The organism is Enterobacter sp. 120016, from assembly GCF_018383635.1.
GTDB classification, from domain to species: domain Bacteria; phylum Pseudomonadota; class Gammaproteobacteria; order Enterobacterales; family Enterobacteriaceae; genus Enterobacter; species Enterobacter asburiae_D.
The window spans coordinates 137,254-160,366 of sequence record NZ_JAHAWC010000009.1 but is presented as its reverse complement, the minus strand read 5'-3'; the positions used below and the strand labels follow the sequence as shown (position 1 = coordinate 160,366).

The window sequence follows — 23,113 nt, the reverse complement described above, 5'->3', positions numbered from 1 at the left end:
CGGGAGGGTTATGAGTTTCGATATCACGAGCGAGATTACGTTCCGCAAGCTCAGCATCTTCATGACGTTTATGGAGAAAGGGAATATCGCGCGTACCGCCGAAACTCTGGGCCTGAGCGGCGTCAGCGTGCACCGCGCGCTGCACACGCTGGAAGAGAACGTGCGCTGCCCGCTCTTTACCCACAAGGGGCGCAACCTGATTGCCCTGCCTTCCGCCTGGACGCTGCTGGAGTATTGCCAGGAGGTGATGCAGGTGATGGAGCGCGGGCTGGAAGAGTCGCGCAAAATCGCCGGTATCGGCCAGGGGAGGCTGCGCGTGGGCACGCTCTACTCCCTGACGCTGGAAACCGTGCCGCGCCTGATTATGGGCATGAAGCTGCGCCGTCCGGATCTGGAGATGGATCTGACGATGGGCTCCAACGACACCCTGCTGCACATGCTGGATGAAGGCTCGCTGGACGCGATTCTTATCTCCATCTCCGAAAGCGACATCGACCGCAACAGCCTTGAGGTTCTGCCGCTCTTCCACGACGACATCTTCCTCGCCGCACCGGCTTCCGCCACGCTGAATACCAGCGGGCCAGCGGATCTGCGTGATTACAAAGACCAGAAATTTGTCGCTCTGGCAGAAGGGTTCGCCACGTATGCCGGGTTTCAGGAAGCGTTTCATATCGCCGGGTTCGAGCCGGAAATCGTCACGCGCGTAAATGACATTTTCTCGATGCTGAGCCTGGTACAGGCGGGCGTTGGATTTACGCTGATGCCGGGCAGGATGAAGAAGGTCTACGAGAATTCGGTGCAGCTGTTGAAGCTGGCGGAGCCGTACCAGATGCAGCAGCTGATCGCGATTGTCTTTGCCCGCAACCGCGAGCAGGACCCGAGCCTGCGGGCATTAGCCGCCGAAGGGCGGATGTATGCGCGCAGTTTGCAGGAAAGTGTGTGATACAAAACAAGGCAACCGAACCCGTAGGACCGGTAAGGCGCAGCCGCCACCGGGCAAAAAAACTCACGCACGAAGCCGCTTCGCCAGATGCACCGCCACGTCTACCCCGCTGCGCTCCAGCGAAAGGGTCTCCCCTTCCCACGCAGCCTGCCGCGTCAGGCAGGTCAGTACGCCGCCGGGCGGCATCTCAATTGCCAGCCGCGCTTCGCGCTCGTTAGCGGAAATCACCGCCTCCTGCCAGCGCACGGTTCGCGCCATGTTCATCGCCAGATCGTCGGCAATCTTTTCCGGCTGCCAGAGCACGCGGCCGGTACTGCCGCTCAGGTACGCGCAGCGTGGACGAGCCAGCGTGACGGACTCAAACGCCGCCGCCAGCTTTTGTGCCGGTTTCGCCAGCAGCGCGCAGTGCGACGGCACGCTTACCGCCAGCCGTTTGGCCTTGCTCGCCCCTTTTGCCAGCGCTCGCGCCGCCACCTGCGCCATCCCGTCATCGCTTCCGGCAATCACGATCTGCGTTTCAGCGTTCAGGTTGGCAATGTAGGTTCCGGTGCCTTCAATCAGCGTTTCCACCTGCGGCAGGGTTAAGCCCATGATTGCCGTCAGGCCGTAGCCGTACGGGTACGCCTGCTCCATCAGGTCACCGCGCAGCGCCACCAGCCTCAGCGCGTCCGAAAAGTCCAGCGCGCCTGCGATAACCGCCGCCGGATAAGCGCCGATGGACAGCCCGCTAACGATATCCGGCGACACGCCGCGACGCTCCAGCTCTCGCCCCCAGGCCACGCCTGAAATCAGCAGACACAGCTGAACCGCACGGGTGTGAGCGAGTGAGGCTGCACTATCCAGCGTATCGACTTCGCTGCCCAGCACCTCGCGTGCCTGTGCCAGCGTCGTTCCCGGCAAATTTTGCAGCATGCCTTCATGCTGCGTGCCCTGTCCCGGAAAGGTAAACAGTATTTTCATCACTCCTCCCTGCGCCACGGATCCGCCACCAGGCGCGGTCCGCGGCGGGTTTTCAGCAGCGTTTTGCCGTCACGCAGCCACTCCGCCAGCGCAAAGCCCCCTTCGGGCGTATCCACCTGCGTATCCGCCCGACACAGCGCGCGGCTAAGCTGCGACTGCCATGCGGTAAAAGCATCGGGGGAAATCGGCTGCGGCGCGCGGATCAGCAGATCGAGATCGCTGTCGGCATGGATCACCGGAATGCCGGTCGCCAGCGCGTAGCCGGTGCTGCCGGTGATCCCCCACGTCCACGGCCACGCCTGCTGCGCAAGCTGCAGCGCCACCTGAACCGGCGGCTGGGTGACAAACGGCGAACGCAGCAGATCGGCGGTGGCGCACAGGTCTTCCGGCGACACCACGCGCTGCACGTTTTCGGGCTTCACCCATCCGGCCGCCCGCTGGTCGCGGCGCAATCCGCGCACGCCAACGGGAATGCGGCCTTCACTATCAACATCACGCCGCACCACCACCGGCAGGCCGGTATGCCATGCCGCCTCCACCCAGGATTCGGTGATGCCTTCCAGCGCGTCGCGCGCGGTAAGCCAGATGAGGTCGTGCGGGCGTAATGTTGTGGTCATAATTACATTCCTGAAGTCAACGAGATAAACAGCGGCAGCGACAGGATACACAGTACGGAGCTTAACAGCAGCACGGCTTCAGCATCCGGCGACTGCACGCCAAAGCGGTTACCGAACACCACGCCGAAGAAGCCTGCGGAGAGCGCAATCATCAGGATAGCGGTGATCGCCACGGAGCCGTGCAGACCGAAGATCAGCACAATACCCCAGGCAATAGCGGGCTGAATCAGCAGCTTGGCGATGGTGGACGTAATCACCATGGTGTTGATCTGCAGCTTACGGGCAGAGAGGATCACCCCGGTCAGGAACAGCGCCGCAGCGGTCGCCGACAGCCCCAGCGGTTTAATCGCCGCAAGCACCAGTTCCGGCATTTTGATCCCGATGGCGGAAAGAATCACGCCCAGCAGCGGGCCCATCACGATCGGTTTCTTAATGGAGCGCCACATCAGCACCGGCAGCATGGAGAGCGTTGAGCCAGAGTTATTCCCCTCGGCGCGCGCTTTCTCACGCTCCAGGATCAGCAGGCAGAATGGGGTCATCAGCACCGAACCGCAGGCAATAGAGACCGCAACGGAAAGCGACGTGGAAGATCCTTCACCCAGCACGCTGCCCAGAATCGGCAGGCCCAGCGCAGCGTAGTTAGGTAAAGCTACCGTCAGGGTCAGCACTGCCGCGTCCTGCGGGGATTTCTTAAAGACTTTAGTCGCGAGGAAGTAGATGGCCGCATAGGTGATCCACATCGCCAGGGTCAGCACCAGAATCAGCGGCGACTGCGCCACGATGCCGGTCCACGGCGTTTGCACGGTGGCGCTGAACAGCGCGGCAGGCAGTGCAAAATCCATCACGAAGATATTGAGCAGGGAAACGTTTTTGTTATCGACCATCTTTGCCTTACCGGCCCAGAAACCCAGCAGCATGATGACGAAAATCGGTGCAAGAGCATGAACAATTACGTAAGTCATAAATCACCTGTAGTAAAAAAAGTTTTAGCACTGGTGCGATGTTTATTATTTTTCAGGATGCAGGCTCCCACGCGGGCGCAGCGGACGCGCTCGCGGGGGTTTGCATCTCTGGCAGGTCTTTTTTTTACTTACCAGCTGGCTCGCATGCGTTCGCGTACGAGCGCCGAGCTGCGGCGGTTGTCAGCACCCAGACGATTTTTAAGCGTCGCATCCTGACGGGCATCGCTGATGGCCTGTTGCAGGGTGGATTTCACCTGCGCCAGATCGCGATCGGACGGGGCATCCGGGTTGCTGATATCCAGCAGGCTGGAGAGCAGCCCCAGCGTGGCGTAGTTGCTGATGTCGTAGGCCATTGGCGGAATGGTTGCCGCCAGTTTTTCCAGCGCCTCGACGGTACGCAGGGTAATACGCGCCGCAGACTCTTTTCCCATCGCGTGGATCAGCACGCCCTTGTCGTTAAAGGCGATCAGACGGTTGGCCTGGTAGCCGTGCGCCAGGAACGCGCCGGACATCGCCTTGCCGACGATAAGCCCAATCACCGGGTGACCGGCCAGGCGCGCGTTAGCATACGCGGCAGCGGCGCCTGCCAGCGCCTGATGAATACCAAACGCCTCTTCACGACGGCCATAGGCCTGGCTCGGGACGTCGATCACCGCCACAATCGGGCGCTTCACGGCTTTATCGGCATCCGCCGCGACGGTTTCGCTGACCACTTTCGCCAGCGTCCAGCCTTCCAGCAGACCGACCTCACCTTTCGCCGCCCGCGGGAAGTGGTTGTTGGCATCCGGCACCACGGCCACAAAGCGCACCGCCTCACCGTTCAGCTCGCCGTCTGCCGCCTGCACGGACGGGCAGAGCCCTTCGATACGTTTGGCGTTCGGGGCGAGGGTTTCCAGCCACAGCTCGCCACGGCTTTTTGAATTACTCATCATTTCACCTCCCGGGCAAAAAGCGCGTTAATCTGTTCGGCATCGGCCTGCTTGCGGGTGTCGAAATTCGTCAGACGGTTCAGGTAATCGTCGTAGTTATCGGTGCGGTGTTTCGCCGGTACGCCTTTCGCAATCGCGTCGTTCATCGCCGCCTTCACCGCATTTACGCCGTCGCCCACCAGCGCGTCCACCAGGCCGCTTTGATAGCGCACTTCGCCGCCGGTCATGCTCCAGATAAACGGACGGTCGCGGGAGTCGTACTCTTCAATGCCCGCCTCCTGCTCGATAACCTGCGGGCCGTTGAGGCCAAGACGCGCTTCGCGGGTCACAATCAGGTAGCTGCACAGCGCTGCCGCAATGGACATCCCGCCGAAGCAGCCCACGGTCCCGGCCACAATCCCGATGACGGGCGTGTAGCGACGCAGGTCTACAATCGCGGCGTGGATATCGGCAATCGCCGCCAGGCCGAGGTTAGCCTCCTGAAGACGCACGCCGCCGGTTTCGAGGCACAGCACTGCCTGCGTCGGAATGCCGTTACGGTTATCTTCCGCCGCCAGCTCCAGCGCCGCCGCCATTTTTGCACCGGACACTTCGCCCATGCTGCCGCCCTGGAACGCGCCTTCAATCGCGACCACGACCGCAGGCTGACCGTTGATGGTGCCTTTTGCGACGACCATGCCGTCATCGGCCTGCGGGACAATGCCCTGCGGCCCAAGCCACGGAGAGATAATGCCTTCAAACGGATCCAGCAGTTCGCGGTAGCTGCCGTCATCCAGCAGGGCCTGCGCGCGCTGGCGCGCTTTTAGTTCGATAAAGCTGCTGTCATCACGCATGGCTCACCCCCTCAAAAACCTGTTCGATGCGAATGCGGGCCACGCCCGGCGTCGCGCCGAAGTCATGAATGGTCAGTTTGCCTGCGGGCAGGCTGCTGACGGTCTGCAGGCGGTTGAACAGCGCCTCCCAGCGGCCACGGCTGTTGTCGACTGAGGTGGTGATATCAATGGTTAGCGTCTGGCCCGGTTCGGCGGTGAAGAGCACCTCCATATCCCCGGAGCCGACGACGCCCGCCAGCGCCCTGCCGCTTAACGCGCGGCTGGCTGGCACGGTCAATGTAATTTTTTCCATAACTTCCTCTTAATGCTTTGAATAAGGCGTTTCGACGCGGTCGAGAAACAGCGTGGCGGCAAGCAGGTCGGCAGCGCCGCCCGGTGAAGCGTTGAGCGAGAGCATCTGGCGGTCCAGGCTCGCCAGCGCCTGCTGGCCCGCCGCCGTTGCACAGCCTCCGGCGTTCAGTACCGCACTGGCACCGCTCTGCATGGCGTCCAGCCCCTCCATTCCGGCGCGCGACAGCACGCAGGTGTCGGTGAGCGACGTCATGATGGCCATCAGCGCGTCGAGCCTGGCCTGCGCCTCACTGCTGCCGTTCAGACGGCTGAGGCGAAGCTGCGGCAGTGCGCGCTGCATAACGTGCGGGAACGCCTGCTGCGCCTCTTCGCGCGCGCCCGGCACGCGGTAGCGGTGCGTGGCGCGCAGACCTTTGCTGAACACCTTCGGTGCCGCGTCGTCCGGGAGTTTCGCCAGCTGAGCGGCCGTATTCGCGACGACCTGCGCAGTTGCCTCCCCGCCCAGCATCGCCACCGCGCTCACCAGCAATCCCAGCGCCCAGATCGCGCCACGATGGGTATTCACCCCGTCGGTGGCCGCCATCATCTGCTGTTCGCCTTCGCGGCCAAGACGGCCAACGGTTTGCCGAAGCGCAATATCTGCCGGACGGAGCCAGCTTTGCTGCGCCAGCGCCTGAAACGTGGGGGTCAGGCTGCGCGCGGAGCGCTCCATCAGCGCAAGGGATAAATCGTGGTGCGCGCCGTTCCCCCGACTGTCCACCAGACCGGGTTTCGGGCTTAAACGTGCTTCGTCAATCAGACACTGCGTGGCGGTTCGCGCCAGCCATTCGGCACCGCCTTCAACCTGAATCTGGGGCAGAAGTTTCATTACCAGCTCCGGAATTTCGCAGGTGGGTTATACAGACCGCCGGACCACTCAACGAGGTCTGACACGCTGCCCGCCGCCAGCAGAGAGCGGGTGGCGTCGGTGCGGCGAATCCCCATATCTTCCGGGTACACCACCTTGCCGCTCTGGCGCAGTTCCGCTACGCGCTTGGCGTCAACGCCCAGGCCGATATCGGTGATCCCCGCGACGGCGGCAACCATGGCCCGACGCTCTTCCAGATCTTTCGCCCGGTAGAGGTAGGCAATCCCCTCTTCCGTCAGCACGTGCGTCACGTCATCGCCGTAAATCATCACCGGTGCCAGCGGCATGCCGGAGGCTTTCGCCACGTCAACGGCATCGAGTTTTTCCACGAAGGTTGGCTTCACGCCCGCCTGGAAGGTTTCTACCATCTGCACGACCAGTTTTTTACCGCGCTGCATCGGGTCAGGCTCGGTGATCATGTTCAGCCAGGCCGGGGTAGCGTGACGACGACCGTGCGGGTCATGGCCCATGTTTGGCGCACCGCCGAAGCCGGAAAGACGACCGCGCGTTACCGTTGAGGAGTTGGCGTAACCGTCAACCTGCAGCGTAGAGCCGATGAACATATCCACCGCGTACTGGCCTGCCAGCTGGCAGAAGGCGCGGTTGGAACGCATAGAGCCGTCGGCACCGGTAAAGAACACGTCCGGACGGGCGCGGATGTACTCTTCCATCCCCAGCTCGCCGCCGAAGCAGTGCACGCTTTCCACCCAGCCGCTTTCAATGGCGGGGATCAGCGTCGGATGCGGGTTCAGCGTCCAGTGTTTACAGATTTTGCCCTTCAGGCCGAGCTGTTCGCCGTAGGTGGGCAGCAGCAGCTCAATCGCCGCGGTGTTAAAGCCGATACCGTGGTTCAGGGACTGCACCTGGTGCTCCGCGTAGATGCCTTTGATGGCCATCATCGCCATCAGGATATGTTCCTGCTTAATGAGGCGCGGGTCGCGGGTGAACAGCGGTTCAATAAAGAACGGTTTGTCCGCAACGACCACGTAGTCGATCCAGGAGCCCGGAATATCCACGCGCGGCAGCTCGCACTCGTCGTCCACCAGCTCGTTCACCTGCGCGATGACGATGCCGTCATGGAAAGCGGCGGCCTCCACCAGCGCCGGGGTATCTTCGGTACTCGCCCCGGTATAGAGGTTGCCTTTGCGGTCGGCTTTAAAACCGGCAATCAGCGCCACGTTGGGCGAAAGGTCGACGTAGAGGCGTGAGTAAAGTTCGATGTAGGTGTGAATCGCACCGATTTCGAGCTGACCGTCTTCCAGCAGCTGCGAAATACGCAGGCTTTGCGTCCCGGAGAAGGAGAAGTCCAGCTTGCGGGCGATGCCTTTCTCGAAGATGTCCAGATGCTCGCTGCGGCCGACGCTCGGCATGATCATATGCAGGTCGTGGACAATTTGCGGGTTCACTTCGGCCAGCGAGCGGGAAAGGAAATCCGCCTGCTTCTGGTTGTTCCCTTCAAGAACGACCTTGTCGCCAGGCGCGATTAATTTTTCCAGCATGGCGACAAGATCGCCGGTTGGCAGTACCTTGCCCTGCACCGGTACGGAGGCCAGACGACGCGCTTTTTCGCTGCGTCGCGTGTTCCATTGCCGGGTGGGTGTTTGCCCAGATAACATTATTAACCTCCTGATTCAGCTAATCATTTTGATTTGCTTAACGTTGAGTAAAGTGTGCGCTCTGGTGAGAAAGGCATCAATTAAGCGTAGAGCGGAATCATTAGCCTGAGAGTAATAATCAAGGTAAAGATTTGTGATCGGGATCAGTTCATGTTTCGGAAAACCAGGCTAAACGGGGTACAATTCGGAAAGTACCGTAAATTTCTGACAAGAATCAGCATCGCCCTTATGACCCAAATCATTCCATCAGACTTCGACATTGCGGCCGAAGACAGCACCGAGTTCGTGCCCATGCGCGGCGTGGCTAACCCCCACCTGCAGACCATGCTGCCGCGACTGATCCGCCGCAAGGTTCAGTTCACCCCGCACTGGCAACGGCTTGACCTGCCAGACGGTGATTTTCTGGATCTCGCCTGGAGCGAAGCGCCGGAACAGGCCCGCCATAAGCCGCGTCTGGTGGTCTTTCACGGCCTGGAAGGCAGCCTGCACAGCCCGTATGCGCATGGATTAATTGAGGCGGCAAAAGCGCGCGGCTGGCTCGGCGTGGTGATGCATTTTCGCGGCTGCAGCGGCGAACCGAATCGTCAGAAACGCATTTATCACTCGGGTGAAACCGAAGACGGAACGTGGTTTTTACACTGGCTGCGGGACAACTTTGGCACCGTGCCAACCGCCGCGGTGGGCTACTCGCTGGGCGGAAATATGCTGGCCTGTCTGCTGGCCAAAGAGGGCGAAAGCGTACCGCTGGATGCCGCCGTCATTGTCTCCGCGCCGTTTATGCTGGAGCAGTGCAGCTACCACATGGATAAAGGCTTTTCCCGCGTCTATCAGCGCTACCTGCTCAACCTGTTGAAGGCCAACGCGGCGCGTAAGCTGAAGGCCTACCCGGATACCCTGCCGGTCAGCCTGCGCCAGTTGAAAAAGGTGCGCCGTATTCGCGAGTTCGACGACCTGATCACCGCGAAAATCCACGGCTTCGCCGATGCGATTGACTATTATCGTCAGTGCAGCGCCATGCCGCTGCTCAGCAAGATCACGCAGCCGACGCTGATTATTCATGCCAAAGATGACCCGTTTATGGATCATCACTCGATCCCCGCGCAGGAATTCCTGCCCGACAACGTTCACTATCAGTTGACGGAGCACGGCGGCCACGTCGGGTTTATCAGCGGCACGCTGCGCCGCCCGAAAATGTGGCTTGAGGCGCGTATTCCTGACTGGCTAACTCCTTATCTGGACGGTGCAAAATGATTATTCCCTGGCAGGATCTGGCTCCCGAAACGCTCGATAATCTGATTGAAAGCTTTGTATTACGCGAAGGCACCGATTATGGTGAACAGGAACGCTCGCTTGAGCAAAAGGTCAACGATGTTAAGCGCCAGCTGAAAAGCGGCGACGTGCTGCTGGTGTGGTCAGAACTGCATGAGACGGTCAATATCATGCCCCGCAACGCGTTTCACGGCTGATCTTCCACCCTTTTCAGTCAGGGAGTTGCTATGTCTGCCAGACATCCGGTTATTGCCGTTACGGGGTCGAGTGGTGCGGGAACCACCACCACCAGCCTCGCATTTCGCAAGATTTTCGCCCAGCTGAATCTCCGTGCGGCGGAGGTCGAAGGCGATAGCTTTCACCGCTACACGCGTCCGGAAATGGACATGGCCATCCGTAAAGCGCGCGATTCGGGTAAACACATTAGCTACTTCGGTCCGGAAGCCAATGACTTCGGCCTGCTGGAACAAACCTTTATTGAGTACGGCCAGAGCGGCAAAGGGCAGTCCCGCAAATATCTGCATACCTATGATGAAGCCGTTCCCTGGAATCAGGTGCCGGGAACCTTTACCCCGTGGCAACCGCTGCCGGAACCCACCGACGTCCTGTTTTACGAAGGACTGCACGGTGGCGTGGTCACCCCTCAACACGACGTGGCCCGCCACGTGGATCTGCTGGTCGGCGTGGTCCCTATCGTTAACCTGGAGTGGATCCAGAAGCTGACGCGTGACATGAGCGAGCGCGGCCATTCTCGCGAAGCGGTGATGGACTCCGTGGTGCGCTCCATGGAGGATTACATTAACTTCCTGACGCCGCAGTTTTCCCGCACCCATATCAACTTCCAGCGCGTGCCGACGGTGGACACCTCCAACCCGTTTGCCGCCAAAAGTATCCCGTCTCTGGATGAGAGCTTTGTGGTGATCCATTTCCGCAATCTCGACGGCATTGATTACCCCTGGCTGCTGGCCATGCTGCAGGGCTCGTTTATTTCGCACATGAATACGTTAGTGGTGCCGGGCGGAAAAATGGGGCTGGCGATGGAGCTCATCATGACGCCGCTGGTGGAGCGACTGATGGAAGGGAAGCAGATCGCGTGAACATGTTCCCTCTCCCTGTGGGAGAGGGTTAGGGTGAGGGCATCAACACGCACGATGCCCAAATAATTAGGCCTCGATCACTTCATACGAATGCGTGATTTTTACCGCTTTCTCCAGCATTAACGCCACAGAGCAGTACTTCTCCGCAGACAGGTCAACCGCACGCGAGACGGCCGCGTCTTTCAGCTCTTTACCGGTGACCACAAAGTGCAGGTTAATATGGGTGAACAGGCGTGGCGCCTCTTCGCGACGTTCTGACGTGAGTTTGACTTCACAATCCGTCACGTCATGACGACCTTTTTGCAGAATCGACACCACGTCAATTGCGCTGCATCCACCTGCCGCCATCAGCACCATTTCCATTGGGCTTGGCGCTTTATCGCCGGAGTTACCGTCCATCAAAATCTGGTGTCCTGACGCGGACTCGCCCAGGAACGTTAAACCTTCAACCCATTTCACGCGCGCTTGCATATTCTTAAACTCCAACGTTGCATTTTTGGTGACAGATTACGCGTGCGTTACATTTCTCGCAATGGAAGGCGACCTGCATCATGCTGAAGCGAGACACCAGGAGACACGCGGCGAAAGCTATGCTAAAACACTCTGGATGCTACAGTAATACATTGACGTTACACATGTATGCAGAGGACATCAAACTTTACTGGCTGCGAAACGTTACGGTAGCCGACTTCCCAGGGTATGGGTAAGAATTCGATTGCAACCCCAGAGTCCGGATGCATCTGATGACTCTGGTGACAGCTTATAACAGAGGATAACAGCGCATGGTGCTTGGCAAACCGCAAACAGACCCGACTCTCGAATGGTTCTTGTCTCATTGCCACATTCATAAGTACCCATCAAAGAGCACGCTGATTCACCAGGGTGAAAAAGCGGAAACGTTGTATTACATCGTTAAAGGCTCGGTGGCAGTGCTGATCAAAGATGAAGAAGGGAAAGAGATGATCCTTTCTTATCTGAACCAGGGCGATTTCATCGGTGAACTGGGCCTGTTTGAAGAGGGCCAGGAACGTAGCGCCTGGGTTCGTGCAAAGACAGCATGTGAAGTGGCTGAAATTTCTTACAAGAAGTTCCGTCAGCTGATTCAGGTTAACCCTGACATCCTGATGCGTCTTTCTTCCCAGATGGCGCGCCGTCTGCAGGTCACGTCAGAAAAAGTGGGTAACCTCGCCTTCCTGGACGTTACCGGCCGTATCGCACAAACCCTGCTGAACCTGGCGAAACAGCCAGACGCTATGACCCACCCGGACGGCATGCAAATTAAAATTACCCGTCAGGAAATTGGTCAGATCGTCGGTTGCTCCCGTGAAACAGTGGGCCGTATCCTGAAAATGCTGGAAGATCAAAACCTGATCTCCGCCCACGGTAAAACCATCGTGGTTTACGGAACGCGTTAATTCCGCTTAAACGGCGTGCCATCGCAAGGTGTCACGCCGTTTTTGTCTCTACTCCCCATGTGGCGCAGGCTGATCTATCACCCGGAAGTTAACTACGCACTGCGACAAACGCTGGTGTTGTGTCTTCCTGTGGCCATAGGTCTGATCCTCGGACATCTTCAGCAAGGCCTGCTGTTTTCCCTCGTGCCCGCCTGCTGCAACATCGCCGGTCTGGACACGCCGCATAAGCGCTTTTTCAAACGCCTGATTATCGGCGGCTGCCTGTTTGCGGGCTGTAGCCTCGCCGTACAGCTGTTACTGGCTCGTGATATCCCGCTGCCGCTGATCCTGACCGTGCTGGCGATGACCCTCGGCGTCACGGCGGAAATCAGTTCGCTGCACGCCCGCCTGCTTCCCGCCTCGCTGATTGCGGCCATTTTCACGCTGAGCCTCGCCGGGAATATGCCGGTGTGGGAGCCGCTGCTGATCTACGCCCTGGGGACATTATGGTACGGGCTGTTTAACTGGTTTTGGTTCTGGCTGTGGCGCGAACAGCCGCTGCGTGAATCCCTGAGCCTGCTCTATGTGCAGCTTGCGGATTACTGCGAAGCCAAATACACCCTGCTCACCCAGCATACCGATCCGGAAAAGTCCTTACCGCCGCTGCTGACGCGCCAGCAGAAGGTGGTGGATCTGATAAGCCAGTGCTATCAGCAGCTGCATATGCTCGCCGCCAACAAGAACCACGAGTACAAACGGCTGCTGCGCACCTTCCAGGTCGGATTGGATCTGCAGGAGCATATCTCCGTTAGCCTGCACCACCCGCAGGAGGTGCAAAAGCTGGTCGAGCGCAGCCATGCCGAAGCGGTGATCCGCTGGAACGCGCAGACCGTCTCGGCACGCCTGCGGGTGCTGGCCGACGATATTCTCTACCACCGCTACCCCACGCGCTTTAACATGGATAAGCAGCTGGGCGCGCTGGAGAAAATCGCCCGTCAGCATCCGGATAACCCCGTCGGCCAGTTTGCCGCCTGGCACTTCAGCCGCATCGCCCGCGTGTTGCGCACGCAGCGCCCGCTTTATCCCCGCGACCTGATGGCGGATAAGCAGAAACGGCTACCGCTATTGCCCGCCCTCAAAAGCTATCTTTCTCTTAAATCGTCCGCACTGCGCAACGCCGCAAGGATTAGCGTTATGCTCAGTACCGCCAGCCTGATGGGCATGGCGCTACACCTGCCGAAACCCTACTGGATCTTAATGACCGTGCTCTTTGTCACCCAGAACGGCTACGGCGCCACGCGGGTGCGTATTCTGCATCGGGCTGGCGGAACGATGGCCGGGCTGATCATTGCGGGCGTGACGCTGCACTTCCACGTGCCGGAAGGTTATACCCTGGCAGGCATGCTGGCGGTTACGCTGGTGAGCTACCTGATTATCCGCAAAAACTACGGCTGGGCGATGGTGGGCTTTACGGTGACGGCGGTATATACCCTGCAGCTACTCACGCTCAATGGCGAACAGTTTATTGTCGCCAGGCTGATTGATACCCTGATCGGCTGTCTGATTGCCTTTGGCGGCATGGTCTGGCTGTGGCCGCAGTGGCAAAGCGGACTGCTGCGCCAGAACGCCCACGATGCCCTGGAAGCCGACCAGCAGGCCATTCGCCTGATCCTGAGCGACGACCCGCAGCCCTCCCCGCTGGCCTATCAGCGGATGAAGGTCAACCAGGCGCACAACGCCCTGTTTAACTCACTCAACCAGGCGATGCAGGAGCCGGGCTTTAACTCGCACTATCTGGCAGACATGAAGCTCTGGGTGACGCACAGCCAGTTTATCGTCGAGCACATTAACGCCATGACCACGCTGGCGCGCGAGCACACGATGCTAACGCCGGATCTGGCGCAGCGCTATTTGCAGTCGTGTGAAATTGCGCTGCAGAGGTGTCAGCAGCGTCTGGAGTATGACTCGCCGGGTGAATCAGGAGATTCGAACATTCTGGAAGCGCCGGAGACGTTAACCCACGGGCCAATGAGCACGCTGGAGCAGCATTTGCAGCGCGTTCTCGGGCATCTGAACACCATGCACACCATTTCGTCGGTGGCATGGCGTCAGCGTCCGCATCATGGCGTTTGGTTAACGCGCGTATTAAAGCGGACGCCGTATTAGCCTTTTACGATCTTCGCGACCGCCGCGGCAAAGCGGGTTAACCCGTCCTCAATATCCCTGTCTTCCACCACCAGCGACGGCGCAAAGCGCATCACGTCCGGCCCGGCATTGAGCACCATCACCCCTTCGTGCGCGGCGGCGTGCAGGAAATCACGCGCGCGGCCCTTGTACTGCGGCTTCAGCTCGGCGCCAATCAACAGCCCCATCCCGCGGATTTCGCTGAACACGTCGTACTGCTCATCAATCTTTTGCAGGTGTTTAACGAACAGCTCGCGCTTCGCGCTCACGGCGTTCAACACCTCCGGCGTGTTGATAATGTCGAATGCGGCGCCCGCCACGGCGCTCGCCAGCGGGTTACCGCCGTAGGTAGAGCCGTGAGAGCCGACGTGGAACGCGGAGGCGATCTCCTGCGTCGTCAGTACCGCACTCACCGGGAAACCACCACCGAGCGCTTTAGCGCTGGTCAGAATATCCGGCGTCACGCCGTAGTGCATATACGCGAACAGATCGCCGGTACGCCCCATCCCGCACTGGACTTCATCAAAGACCAGCAGCGCCTGATGTTCGTCGCACAGCGCGCGCAGCCCTTTCAGGAATTCCGGGGTTGCCGCGGTCACGCCGCCTTCACCCTGGATTGGCTCGACCACCACCGCGCAGGTATGGTCGTCCATCACCGCTTTCACCGCATGCAGATCGTTAAACGGCACGTGGACGATGTCGGCCGGTTTCGGACCAAACCCGTCGGAATATTTCGGCTGGCCGCCAACGGAGACGGTAAAGAAGGAGCGTCCGTGGAAGGCGTTGTGGAAGGCGATGATTTTGGTTTTGTACGGGCTGTGGCGCGTGGTGGCGTAGTAGCGCGCCAGCTTAAAAGCGGTTTCGTTAGCCTCGGTGCCGGAGTTCATAAACAGCACGCGCTCGGCGAAGGTGGCATCGATGATCTTACGTCCCAGGCGCAGCGCCGGTTCGTTGGTGAACACGTTGCTGGTGTGCCACAGGGTTTCGCCCTGGGTTTTCAGCGCCTCCACCAGCGCGGGATGGCAATGACCCAGCGCCGTGACCGCAATACCGCCCGCGAAATCCACATACTCTTTACCCTGCTGATCCCAGACGCGGCTGCCTTTTCCCTTCACCGGGATAAATTCAGCCGGTGCATAAATCGGCAGGATCACTTCATCAAATGTCGCGCGGGTAATTGCTGGTTGTTCAGTTGCCATGTCATGACCATCCATTTTATGTCACAGTGATTGTGAAAATATAATCACAAAATATGCATAAAAAATCACAGCAAGGCAACAGATATTCAGCGATTGAGGAAATTTGCCAGCAGCGCGTGGCCCTGTTCGCTGAGGATGCTTTCCGGGTGGAACTGCACGCCTTCGAGGTCCCATTCGCGGTGACGAATCCCCATAATCTCCTGGGTATCGCTCCAGGCGGTCACCTCAAAGCAGGCGGGCAGCGTCGATGGGTCAATGACCAGAGAATGGTAGCGCGTCACGGTTAACGGGTTATTGAGCCCTGTAAATACCCCGGTGCCGGTGTGGGTGACCGGAGAGGTTTTACCATGCATCACTTTGGCGGCGCGCACGATGGTGGCACCAAACGCCTGGGCAATCGCCTGATGGCCCAGGCAGACGCCCAGGATCGGCAGCTTGCCGGCATAGTGCTGGATCACATCCAGAGAAATACCCGACTCCGACGGCGTACACGGCCCCGGAGAAATCACGATTTTCTGCGGAGCCAGCGTGTCGATATCGTCGAGATCGATCTCGTCGTTGCGGCGGACAACCACCTCTGCACCCAGTTCACAAAAATACTGGTAAAGGTTCCAGGTGAAGGAATCGTAGTTATCAATCAGCAGAATCATGGCGGCTCCCGAAAAAAATGCCGCCCTATTCTACTCAGATTCCCGCGCTTCGCTCACTACTTTGGCAAAGATAGCGTTTAACGCGGTTAAATCTCCCGTTGCGCCACTTCGGTTAGCCGCCACCCACTGCTCGGGATCGATATCACGCCAGTCCAGCGCGTAGCCCGCGTGAAGCGCCAGCTGCTCGAAGAAAACGCGCTGGGCAATACCGTTGCCGCGCATGAAGGGATGCAGCATGTTGATTTCGCAGTAATAGTGGCTAACCCGGTCAACAAACGCCGCTTTCTCAAGTCCCACAAGATACTTTTCGCTTTCCAGCGCCGCCATCAGCTCGTTGCCCATCTTCTCGATGTACTCAAAATGGCAGAAGGGAATATCCCCTTTAAAAATATCGTCGGTACGGAGCTCGCCTGCCCGCTTCATCTCGCTGCGGTACAAATGACGATGAATAAGGCACAGATGGGGCAACCCGGGCGCGGAAGGCCCAAGCTCCAGCGTCTCAATATGGGGTTCTGAGGGACCATTACCTTTTTCAAGGAGACAACTGGCCTGTAAATTGACGTTACGCTGCTGCTCCCAGAGACGGGATTTTTGCTTGTCGGTGAGTTTTTTCACTTAACGCCTCCCTGAATAGTCCGTTTGCCACAAGTATAAGCAGCAAAACGCGCTTTCGCAGGGAGGGTTACATAACGCGGGCAGGAGAAGCCCGCGTTCAGAAGAATTACGGCAGAACTTTCGCGGAGAGGATAACCACCGGTTTTGACGGCACATTCTGATACGGACCGACGTCGTGAGTAGGCACCTGAGAAATCTTGTCGGCCACGTCCATCCCTTTCACGATTTTACCGAAAACGGCATAGCCAAAGTCGCGCTGACCGTGGTCGAGGAAGGCGTTATCCGCCACGTTGAGGAAGAACTGGCTGGTCGCGCTGTCTTTGTCCGCGGTACGCGCCATGGAGATGGTGCCGCGCTTGTTCAGCAGGCCGTTGTCCGCTTCGTTTTTAATAGGCGGGTTAGGCTGCTTCTGCTGCATCTGCTCGTTGAAGCCGCCGCCCTGCACCATAAAGCCCGGGATCACGCGGTGGAAGGTGGTGTTGTTATAGAAACCACTGTTCACATAGTCGAGGAAGTTTTTCACAGAAACCGGAGCTTTCTGGCTATTCAGTTCCAGCTCAATGTTCCCGGCGGAGGTGGTCAGCAGAACGTGAGGGTCCCCTTTGGCTGCCAGCGCAGCAGGGGAAACGGCAGAAAGAGCAAACACAGCTGCGACAGCCGCCAGTGTTGATTTGAGCATGAGAATTCCTTAACAAAGCGCAGTATAAAAAGCGAATGGCTTGATTCTAAAGAGCAGTATGAACGGAGACCAGCCTTTTACCTAATTTTACGAAATTGAAACAGTTGTAACCACGCAAACGGTTGGCTTTCGCGCCATTTTGTGTGATAGCGATCACACAAAACTATGCAATGAACTTCTAATTTCTCTTAAAAGATATGAATGGATCACTTTAATGTCTAAAATCTGCCCGCTCTCAGCGCCCCTGGGCGCTTTTCTTTTTCTGAACAGGCCAGACATGACTAACAGCAATCGCATCAAGCTCACATGGATCAGCTTCTTCTCCTACGCCCTGACCGGCGCGTTGGTGATCGTCACCGGGATGGTGATGGGGAATATCGCAGACTACTTCCAGCTGCCCGTTTCCAGCATGAGTAATACCTTCACCTTCCTCAACGCAGGGATCCTGATCTCTATCTTCCTGAATGCCTGGCTGATGGAAATCGTCCCGCTGAAAACCCAGCTGCGCTTTGGCTTTGTGCTGATGGTCGCCGCCGTGGCGGGCCTGATGCTGAGCCACAGCATCGCGCTGTTCTCAGCCGCCATGTTCGTGCTCGGTCTGGTCAGCGGGATCACCATGTCGATCGGTACGTTCCTGATTACCCATATGTATGAAGGCCGCCAGCGCGGCGCGCGCCTGCTGTTTACCGACTCCTTCTTCAGCATGGCCGGTATGATTTTCCCGATGGTCGCGGCCGTTCTGCTGGCGCGCAGCATCGAGTGGTACTGGGTCTATGCCTGCATTGGTCTGGTCTACGTGGCGATCTTTATTCTGACCTTCGGCTGCGAGTTCCCGGTGCTGGGCAAGAAAGCGCAAACCACCGCAGAGCCCGTTGCGAAAGAAAAATGGGGCATCGGCGTGCTGTTCCTCTCCGTTGCCGCCCTGTGCTACATCCTGGGCCAGTTGGGCTTTATCTCCTGGGTACCGGAATACGCCAAAGGTCTGGGCATGAGCCTGAACGATGCGGGTCAACTGGTGAGCGATTTCTGGATGTCTTACATGTTCGGCATGTGGGCGTTTAGCTTCATCCTGCGCTTCTTCGACCTGCAGCGCATTCTGACCGTGCTGGCAGGTATGGCGACCGTACTGATGTACCTGTTCATCAACGGTTCACCGGAACATATGCCGTGGTTCATTCTGACCCTGGGCTTCTTCTCCAGCGCGATCTACACCTCGATCATCACCCTGGGCTCTCTGCAGACCAAAGTGGCCTCGCCGAAGCTGGTTAACTTCGTCCTGACCTGCGGCACCATCGGCACCATGCTGACCTTCGTGGTAACCGGCCCGATCGTGGCCCACAGCGGCCCGCTGGCGGCGCTGCACACCGCTAACGGTCTGTATGCCGTGGTGTTCATCATGTGCTTCATCCTGGGCTTCGTGACCCGCCACCGCCAGCACAACGCGGCAGCAGCGTCTCACTAACCCTTACGCCCCTTTGCGCTCTGCAGAGGGGCTGTTTCTGGCAAAGCTTACCTCTTCTCCCCCGACGTCCGTCTGGATCCACGTCTGCGCCAGCTGCGTTGTGGCAATCACGCGTCCCTGACGAATCGACCAGCGCACCGGCACCTGGCAGCGCACCGCTTCAAACCCGCTCTCAGCAGGCAGAATAATCAGGTTCGCCGGGTTCCCCGTCTTAATGCCGTAATCGCTCAGGCCAAAGGTCCGGGCGCTGTTATGAGTGATGAGATTCAGGCCGCTGTCGATTTGCGGATAGCCCATCATCTGGCAGACGTGCAGCCCCATATGCAGCACCTGCAGCATGTTGCCGGTGCCGAGCGGGTACCAAGGGTCGAAGACGTCGTCGTGACCAAAGCAGACGTTAATGCCCGCCTCCTGCAGCTCTTTCACCCGGGTGATGCCGCGGCGCTTCGGATAGTCATCAAAGCGCCCCTGCAGATGGATATTGACCAGCGGGTTAGCGACGAAGTTAATCCCCGACATTTTCAGCAGACGGAAGAGCCGCGAGGTGTAAGCGCCGTTATAGGAGTGCATGGCGGTGGTGTGGCTGGCCGTCACGCGCGGGCCGATACCTGCCTCATACGCCAGCGTTGCCACCGTCTCGACAAACCGCGACTGCTCGTCGTCGATTTCATCGCAGTGGATATCCAGCGGACGGTCATACTTCTTCGCCAGCTCAAACGCGATATGCAGCGACTGCACGCCATACTCGCGGGTGAACTCAAAGTGTGGGATCGCCCCCACCACGTCGGCCCCCAGCTTTAACGCCTCTTCCAGCAGCGCCGCGCCGTTCGGGTAAGAGAGAATACCTTCCTGCGGGAACGCGACGATTTGCAGCATCACCCACGGGGCAACCTCCTGCTTCACCTCCAGCATCGCCTTAAGGGCGGTAAGCGTCGGGTCGGAGACATCCACATGGGTGCGGACAAACTGGATGCCGTTGGCGATTTGCCACTTCAGCGTTTTCCAGGCGCGCGCTTTCACATCCTCATGACTGAGCAGCGCCTTGCGCTCCGCCCAGCGCTCAATGCCTTCGAACAGCGTGCCGGACTGGTTCCAGTTCGGCTCACCCGCGGTCTGGGTCGTATCAAGATGGATATGCGGCTCAATGAACGGCGGGATAGCAAGCCCGCCGCGCGCGTTCAATACTTCATAACTTTCGGCGTGGGTGTCGTCCATCGGGGTGATGTCACCAAATCGCCCGTTCTCAATGGCAAGCTGCCACAGCCCTTCCCGACCCGGTAAACGAACATTCTGAACAAGCCATAACGGTGTTGTAGACATACCCTTCCCCTAAAAAACGCCGCTGATATTCAGGCGTATCAATTTTGGCAAAACCGCCCCTGATTTGTACACAAATTCAACGGGCACGAAAAGCCTGCGATTTCCGCCACTTATAAAAATCCTGACAAATCAGTCGCATACCACCTAAGGAGTAGGCGAAGACGTATTTGATTTGCATCAATAAGCGCCCCTGCTGAATCGTTAAGGTAGGCAATAATAGAAAAGAAATCGAGGCAATAATGAGCAAAGTCAGACTCGCTATCATCGGTAACGGCATGGTCGGCCACCGCTTTATTGAGGATCTTCTCGATAAGGCCGATGCTGAGCAGTTCGATATTACCGTGTTCTGTGAAGAACCCCGCAAGGCGTACGACCGTGTGCACCTGTCTTCCTACTTCTCCCATCATACCGCCGAAGAGCTCTCTCTGGTGCGGGAAGGTTTCTACGAGAAGCATGGCGTAAAAGTGCTGGTGGGCGAACGCGCTATCACCATCAACCGTCAGGAAAAAGTGATCCACTCCAGCGCCGGGCGTACGGTTTTTTACGACAAGCTGATCATGGCGACGGGTTCCTATCCGTGGATCCCGCCGATCAAAGGCTCGGAAACTCAGGATTGCTTCGTCTACCGTACCATTGAAGACCTCAACGCCATTGAGTCCTGCGCGCGCCGAAGCAAACGCGGTGCGGTTGTCGGCGGCGGTCTGCTGGGCCTGGAAGCGGCTGGCGCACTGAAAAACCTCGGCGTTGAAACCCACGTCATCGAATTTGCCCCGATGCTGATGGCCGAACAGCTGGACCATATGGGCGGCGACCAGCTGCGTCGTAAAATCGAAAGCATGGGCGTGAAGGTTCACACCAGCAAGAACACCAAAGAGATCGTGCAGGAAGGGACTGAAGCGCGCAAAACCATGCGCTTTGCCGACGGCAGCGAGCTGGAAGTGGACTTTATCGTCTTCTCCACCGGTATTCGTCCGCGCGACAAGCTGGCGACCCAGTGCGGTCTGGCCGTGGCGCAGCGCGGCGGGATCATGATCAACGACGCCTGCCAGACCTCCGATCCGGATATCTACGCCATCGGCGAATGCGCCAGCTGGAACAACCGCGTATACGGCCTGGTGGCGCCGGGCTACAAAATGGCGCAGGTCGCCGTGGACCATATCCTCGGCAGCGAAAACGCGTTTACCGGTGCAGACATGAGCGCCAAGCTGAAGCTGCTGGGCGTGGACGTGGGCGGTATTGGCGATGCGCATGGCCGCACCCCGAATTCCCGCAGCTATGTCTATCTCGACGAAAGCAAAGAAGTCTACAAACGCCTCATCGTCAGCCAGGACAATAAAACCCTGCTCGGTGCGGTGCTGGTGGGCGACACCAGCGACTTCGGCAACCTGCTCCAGCTGGTGCTGAACGCCATCGAACTGCCGGAAAACCCGGACGCGCTGATCCTCCCGGCCCACGCGTCCAGCGGCAAACCGTCTATCGGCGTGGATAAACTGCCGGATAGCGCGCAGATTTGCTCCTGCTTCGACGTCACCAAAGGCATGCTGATCTCCGCCATCAACAAAGGCTGCCACACAGTTGCGGCCCTGAAAGCCGAAACCAAAGCCGGTACCGGCTGCGGCGGCTGTATTCCGCTGGTCACTCAGGTGCTGAACGCCGAGCTGGCGAAACAGGGCATCGAAGTGAACAACAACCTGTGCGAGCACTTCGCGTATTCTCGCCAGGAGCTGTACCACCTGATCCGCGTGGAGGGCATTAAGTCCTTCGACGAACTGCTGGCGAAGCACGGCCAGGGCTACGGCTGCGAGGTGTGTAAACCGACCGTCGGCTCGCTGCTGGCCTCCTGCTGGAACGAGTACGTGCTCAAGCCCGAGCATACGCCGCTGCAGGACACCAACGACAACTTCCTGGCCAACATCCAGAAAGACGGCACCTACTCCGTTATTCCACGTTCCGCCGGTGGCGAAATTACGCCGGAAGGGCTGGTGGCCGTGGGGCGTATTGCCCGTGAATTTAACCTGTATACCAAAATCACCGGCTCCCAGCGTATCGGCCTGTTTGGCGCGCAGAAGGATGACCTGCCGGAAATCTGGCGTCAGCTGATTGAAGCGGGCTTCGAAACCGGCCACGCGTATGCCAAAGCGCTGCGCATGGCAAAAACCTGCGTGGGCAGCACCTGGTGCCGCTACGGCGTCGGCGATAGCGTGGGCTTCGGCGTGGAGCTGGAGAACCGCTACAAAGGCATCCGCACTCCGCACAAAATGAAGTTCGGCGTCTCCGGCTGTACCCGCGAATGCGCGGAAGCGCAGGGTAAAGACGTGGGTATCATCGCCACCGAGAAAGGCTGGAACCTTTACGTCTGCGGCAACGGCGGGATGAAGCCACGCCATGCGGACCTGCTGGCGGCGGATCTCGATCGCGACACGCTGATTCAGTACCTCGACCGCTTCATGATGTTCTACATCCGTACCGCCGATAAGCTGACCCGTACCGCTTCCTGGCTCGATAATCTGGAAGGCGGCATCGATTACCTGAAATCGGTGATCATCGACGACAAGCTGGGTCTGAACGAACATCTGGAAGCCGAGATGGCGCGCCTTCGCGAGGCGGTGATCTGCGAGTGGACGGAAACCGTCAACACCCCGGCGGCGCAGACGCGCTTCAAACACTTTATCAACAGCACCCAGCGCGACCCGAACGTACAGGTTGTGCCGGAGCGTGAACAGCATCGTCCGGCAACGCCGTATGAACGTATTCCGGTCACGCTGGTGGAGGAAAACGCATGAGCCAGTGGATAAACATTTGCGATATTAACGACATCATCCCCGCCACCGGCGTGTGCGCGCTGCTGGGCAAAGAACAGGTCGCGATTTTCCGCCCTCGCCACGATGAACAGGTTTTTGCCATCAGCAATATCGACCCGTTCTTTGAGGCCAGCGTGCTCTCCCGCGGCTTGATTGCCGAACATCAGGGGGAGCTGTGGGTTGCCAGTCCGTTGAAAAAGCAGCGTTTCCGCTTAAGCGACGGTTACTGCATGGAAGATGAGAGTCATTCAGTGAAGCACTATGACGTTCGCGTGAAGGACGGCAAGGTGCAGCTGAAAGGCTAATCCCCCACCCTTTTAGGGATAACGGCAGGAAAGTCGTATGTTCTGTACGATCCCTGCTGTTATCCTGACGTCAATTCTTA

General features: G+C 58.6%; 23 protein-coding genes. 9 read left to right on the top strand and 14 right to left on the bottom strand.

Translation table 11 applies throughout. The features are described from left to right. Positions 1 to 10: 10 nt before the first annotated feature. Complete coding sequence (locus tag KIF87_RS14845; RefSeq protein WP_032662318.1) at positions 11 to 943, top strand: LysR substrate-binding domain-containing protein; 933 nt, start codon at positions 11 to 13, stop codon at positions 941 to 943. 63 nt (positions 944 to 1,006) lie between these two features. Here the strand turns inward: KIF87_RS14845 and mdcH are convergent, their stop codons facing one another. The 8 genes from mdcH to mdcA all read right to left on the bottom strand — a co-directional run bounded on the left by mdcH (position 1,007) and on the right by mdcA (position 8,058). After that, positions 1,007 to 1,903 carry a malonate decarboxylase subunit epsilon gene (gene mdcH / locus KIF87_RS14840; protein ID WP_213329132.1) on the bottom strand — a complete coding sequence of 299 codons (897 nt, stop codon included), beginning with the start codon at positions 1,901 to 1,903 and terminating at the stop codon, positions 1,007 to 1,009. Further along, positions 1,903 to 2,520, bottom strand: a complete 618-nt coding sequence (locus KIF87_RS14835; RefSeq protein ID WP_213329131.1) for a malonate decarboxylase holo-ACP synthase — start codon at positions 2,518 to 2,520, stop codon at positions 1,903 to 1,905. Before KIF87_RS14835 ends, mdcH begins: the two co-directional genes overlap by 1 nt. A 2-nt stretch (positions 2,521 to 2,522) precedes the next feature. Beyond that, positions 2,523 to 3,482 (bottom strand): AEC family transporter, encoded by a 960-nt coding sequence (locus KIF87_RS14830; RefSeq protein WP_024907941.1) that lies wholly within the window; start codon positions 3,480 to 3,482, stop codon positions 2,523 to 2,525. A 128-nt stretch (positions 3,483 to 3,610) separates the two neighbouring features. Beyond that, complete coding sequence (mdcE, locus tag KIF87_RS14825; RefSeq protein WP_198886846.1) at positions 3,611 to 4,411, bottom strand: biotin-independent malonate decarboxylase subunit gamma; 801 nt, start codon at positions 4,409 to 4,411, stop codon at positions 3,611 to 3,613. Further along, entirely contained in the window at positions 4,411 to 5,244 is an 834-nt protein-coding gene (locus tag KIF87_RS14820; protein WP_116342651.1) for a biotin-independent malonate decarboxylase subunit beta, read from the bottom strand. The genes mdcE and KIF87_RS14820 overlap by 1 nt, the downstream gene beginning before the upstream one ends. After that, a complete protein-coding gene (gene mdcC / locus KIF87_RS14815) occupies positions 5,237 to 5,536 on the bottom strand; it encodes a malonate decarboxylase acyl carrier protein (RefSeq protein ID WP_014885504.1) in 300 nt (99 codons plus the stop codon). Before mdcC ends, KIF87_RS14820 begins: the two co-directional genes overlap by 8 nt. 9 nt (positions 5,537 to 5,545) lie before the next feature. Continuing rightward, the gene (locus KIF87_RS14810) at positions 5,546 to 6,403 is read right to left on the bottom strand and encodes a triphosphoribosyl-dephospho-CoA synthase (RefSeq protein ID WP_213329130.1); all 858 of its coding nucleotides are present in this window, start codon (positions 6,401 to 6,403) and stop codon (positions 5,546 to 5,548) included. Continuing rightward, positions 6,403 to 8,058: a malonate decarboxylase subunit alpha gene (gene mdcA / locus KIF87_RS14805; RefSeq protein WP_032648362.1), complete on the bottom strand. Its 1,656-nt coding sequence runs from the start codon at positions 8,056 to 8,058 to the stop codon at positions 6,403 to 6,405. The genes KIF87_RS14810 and mdcA overlap by 1 nt, the downstream gene beginning before the upstream one ends. Before the next feature lie 228 nt (positions 8,059 to 8,286). Here mdcA and KIF87_RS14800 point away from each other — a divergent pair, with 228 nt between their 5' ends. Genes KIF87_RS14800 through KIF87_RS14790 form a run of 3 tightly spaced genes read left to right on the top strand, consistent with a single transcriptional unit; the run spans position 8,287 to position 10,424 of the window. Beyond that, entirely contained in the window at positions 8,287 to 9,309 is a 1,023-nt protein-coding gene (locus tag KIF87_RS14800) for a hydrolase (protein ID WP_213329129.1), read from the top strand. Then, positions 9,306 to 9,524 (top strand): YheU family protein, encoded by a 219-nt coding sequence (locus KIF87_RS14795; protein WP_063144226.1) that lies wholly within the window; start codon positions 9,306 to 9,308, stop codon positions 9,522 to 9,524. The genes KIF87_RS14800 and KIF87_RS14795 overlap by 4 nt, the downstream gene beginning before the upstream one ends. Before the next feature lie 30 nt (positions 9,525 to 9,554). After that, complete coding sequence (locus tag KIF87_RS14790; protein WP_032662303.1) at positions 9,555 to 10,424, top strand: phosphoribulokinase; 870 nt, start codon at positions 9,555 to 9,557, stop codon at positions 10,422 to 10,424. A gap of 66 nt (positions 10,425 to 10,490) precedes the next feature. Here the strand turns inward: KIF87_RS14790 and KIF87_RS14785 are convergent, their stop codons facing one another. After that, complete coding sequence (locus KIF87_RS14785) at positions 10,491 to 10,895, bottom strand: OsmC family protein (RefSeq protein ID WP_008503018.1); 405 nt, start codon at positions 10,893 to 10,895, stop codon at positions 10,491 to 10,493. A gap of 311 nt (positions 10,896 to 11,206) precedes the next feature. On the opposite strand from KIF87_RS14785, the gene crp reads away from it, so the two are divergent. Together crp and KIF87_RS14775 are read left to right on the top strand one after the other, a co-directional pair. Beyond that, complete coding sequence (gene crp / locus KIF87_RS14780) at positions 11,207 to 11,839, top strand: cAMP-activated global transcriptional regulator CRP (RefSeq protein WP_000242758.1); 633 nt, start codon at positions 11,207 to 11,209, stop codon at positions 11,837 to 11,839. Positions 11,840 to 11,896: 57 nt separating this feature from the next. Then, positions 11,897 to 13,984 (top strand): YccS/YhfK family putative transporter, encoded by a 2,088-nt coding sequence (locus KIF87_RS14775; protein ID WP_213329142.1) that lies wholly within the window; start codon positions 11,897 to 11,899, stop codon positions 13,982 to 13,984. On the opposite strand, the gene argD is transcribed toward KIF87_RS14775, so the two are convergent. From argD to ppiA, 4 genes are all read right to left on the bottom strand, one after another. After that, the gene (gene argD / locus KIF87_RS14770; protein WP_029742139.1) at positions 13,981 to 15,201 is read right to left on the bottom strand and encodes a bifunctional acetylornithine/succinyldiaminopimelate transaminase; all 1,221 of its coding nucleotides are present in this window, start codon (positions 15,199 to 15,201) and stop codon (positions 13,981 to 13,983) included. The two genes, KIF87_RS14775 and argD, sit on opposite strands and share 4 nt — an antisense overlap. Before the next feature lie 86 nt (positions 15,202 to 15,287). Beyond that, a complete protein-coding gene (pabA, locus tag KIF87_RS14765; protein WP_213329128.1) occupies positions 15,288 to 15,851 on the bottom strand; it encodes an aminodeoxychorismate synthase component 2 in 564 nt (187 codons plus the stop codon). A gap of 30 nt (positions 15,852 to 15,881) precedes the next feature. Continuing rightward, entirely contained in the window at positions 15,882 to 16,466 is a 585-nt protein-coding gene (locus tag KIF87_RS14760; protein WP_032662293.1) for a putative adenosine monophosphate-protein transferase Fic, read from the bottom strand. Positions 16,467 to 16,572: 106 nt separating this feature from the next. Further along, positions 16,573 to 17,145 carry a peptidylprolyl isomerase A gene (ppiA, locus tag KIF87_RS14755; protein WP_023309471.1) on the bottom strand — a complete coding sequence of 191 codons (573 nt, stop codon included), beginning with the start codon at positions 17,143 to 17,145 and terminating at the stop codon, positions 16,573 to 16,575. Positions 17,146 to 17,422: 277 nt separating this feature from the next. Between ppiA and tsgA the strand changes: the two genes are divergently transcribed. Further along, the gene (gene tsgA, locus KIF87_RS14750) at positions 17,423 to 18,607 is read left to right on the top strand and encodes an MFS transporter TsgA (RefSeq protein WP_121426109.1); all 1,185 of its coding nucleotides are present in this window, start codon (positions 17,423 to 17,425) and stop codon (positions 18,605 to 18,607) included. A gap of 3 nt (positions 18,608 to 18,610) precedes the next feature. On the opposite strand, the gene KIF87_RS14745 is transcribed toward tsgA, so the two are convergent. After that, the gene (locus KIF87_RS14745) at positions 18,611 to 19,927 is read right to left on the bottom strand and encodes a cytosine deaminase (protein WP_213329127.1); all 1,317 of its coding nucleotides are present in this window, start codon (positions 19,925 to 19,927) and stop codon (positions 18,611 to 18,613) included. A 239-nt stretch (positions 19,928 to 20,166) separates the two neighbouring features. Here KIF87_RS14745 and nirB point away from each other — a divergent pair, with 239 nt between their 5' ends. Together nirB and nirD are read left to right on the top strand one after the other, a co-directional pair. Then, positions 20,167 to 22,710 (top strand): nitrite reductase large subunit NirB, encoded by a 2,544-nt coding sequence (gene nirB / locus KIF87_RS14740; RefSeq protein ID WP_032648349.1) that lies wholly within the window; start codon positions 20,167 to 20,169, stop codon positions 22,708 to 22,710. Further along, positions 22,707 to 23,033 carry a nitrite reductase small subunit NirD gene (gene nirD, locus KIF87_RS14735; RefSeq protein WP_029740471.1) on the top strand — a complete coding sequence of 109 codons (327 nt, stop codon included), beginning with the start codon at positions 22,707 to 22,709 and terminating at the stop codon, positions 23,031 to 23,033. Before nirB ends, nirD begins: the two co-directional genes overlap by 4 nt. Positions 23,034 to 23,113 lie beyond the last annotated feature (80 nt).

Bases quoted from the DNA above. Each gene is read 5' to 3' on its own strand.
- KIF87_RS14810 (WP_213329130.1), bottom strand. From the start codon at position 6,403: ATGAAACTTCTGCCCCAGATTCAGGTTGAAGGCGGTGCCGAATGGCTG.
- KIF87_RS14745 (WP_213329127.1), bottom strand. From the start codon at position 19,927: ATGTCTACAACACCGTTATGGCTTGTTCAGAATGTTCGTTTACCGGGT.
- KIF87_RS14795 (WP_063144226.1), top strand. From the start codon at position 9,306: ATGATTATTCCCTGGCAGGATCTGGCTCCCGAAACGCTCGATAATCTG.
- mdcH (WP_213329132.1), bottom strand. From the start codon at position 1,903: ATGAAAATACTGTTTACCTTTCCGGGACAGGGCACGCAGCATGAAGGC.
- KIF87_RS14835 (WP_213329131.1), bottom strand. From the start codon at position 2,520: ATGACCACAACATTACGCCCGCACGACCTCATCTGGCTTACCGCGCGC.
- mdcC (WP_014885504.1), bottom strand. From the start codon at position 5,536: ATGGAAAAAATTACATTGACCGTGCCAGCCAGCCGCGCGTTAAGCGGC.
- KIF87_RS14820 (WP_116342651.1), bottom strand. From the start codon at position 5,244: ATGCGTGATGACAGCAGCTTTATCGAACTAAAAGCGCGCCAGCGCGCG.
- crp (WP_000242758.1), top strand. From the start codon at position 11,207: ATGGTGCTTGGCAAACCGCAAACAGACCCGACTCTCGAATGGTTCTTG.
- KIF87_RS14775 (WP_213329142.1), top strand. From the start codon at position 11,897: ATGTGGCGCAGGCTGATCTATCACCCGGAAGTTAACTACGCACTGCGA.
- KIF87_RS14845 (WP_032662318.1), top strand. From the start codon at position 11: ATGAGTTTCGATATCACGAGCGAGATTACGTTCCGCAAGCTCAGCATC.
- KIF87_RS14785 (WP_008503018.1), bottom strand. From the start codon at position 10,895: ATGCAAGCGCGCGTGAAATGGGTTGAAGGTTTAACGTTCCTGGGCGAG.
- KIF87_RS14830 (WP_024907941.1), bottom strand. From the start codon at position 3,482: ATGACTTACGTAATTGTTCATGCTCTTGCACCGATTTTCGTCATCATG.
- ppiA (WP_023309471.1), bottom strand. From the start codon at position 17,145: ATGCTCAAATCAACACTGGCGGCTGTCGCAGCTGTGTTTGCTCTTTCT.
- mdcE (WP_198886846.1), bottom strand. From the start codon at position 4,411: ATGAGTAATTCAAAAAGCCGTGGCGAGCTGTGGCTGGAAACCCTCGCC.
- KIF87_RS14800 (WP_213329129.1), top strand. From the start codon at position 8,287: ATGACCCAAATCATTCCATCAGACTTCGACATTGCGGCCGAAGACAGC.
- tsgA (WP_121426109.1), top strand. From the start codon at position 17,423: ATGACTAACAGCAATCGCATCAAGCTCACATGGATCAGCTTCTTCTCC.
- KIF87_RS14790 (WP_032662303.1), top strand. From the start codon at position 9,555: ATGTCTGCCAGACATCCGGTTATTGCCGTTACGGGGTCGAGTGGTGCG.
- nirB (WP_032648349.1), top strand. From the start codon at position 20,167: ATGAGCAAAGTCAGACTCGCTATCATCGGTAACGGCATGGTCGGCCAC.
- pabA (WP_213329128.1), bottom strand. From the start codon at position 15,851: ATGATTCTGCTGATTGATAACTACGATTCCTTCACCTGGAACCTTTAC.
- nirD (WP_029740471.1), top strand. From the start codon at position 22,707: ATGAGCCAGTGGATAAACATTTGCGATATTAACGACATCATCCCCGCC.
- mdcA (WP_032648362.1), bottom strand. From the start codon at position 8,058: ATGTTATCTGGGCAAACACCCACCCGGCAATGGAACACGCGACGCAGC.
- argD (WP_029742139.1), bottom strand. From the start codon at position 15,201: ATGGCAACTGAACAACCAGCAATTACCCGCGCGACATTTGATGAAGTG.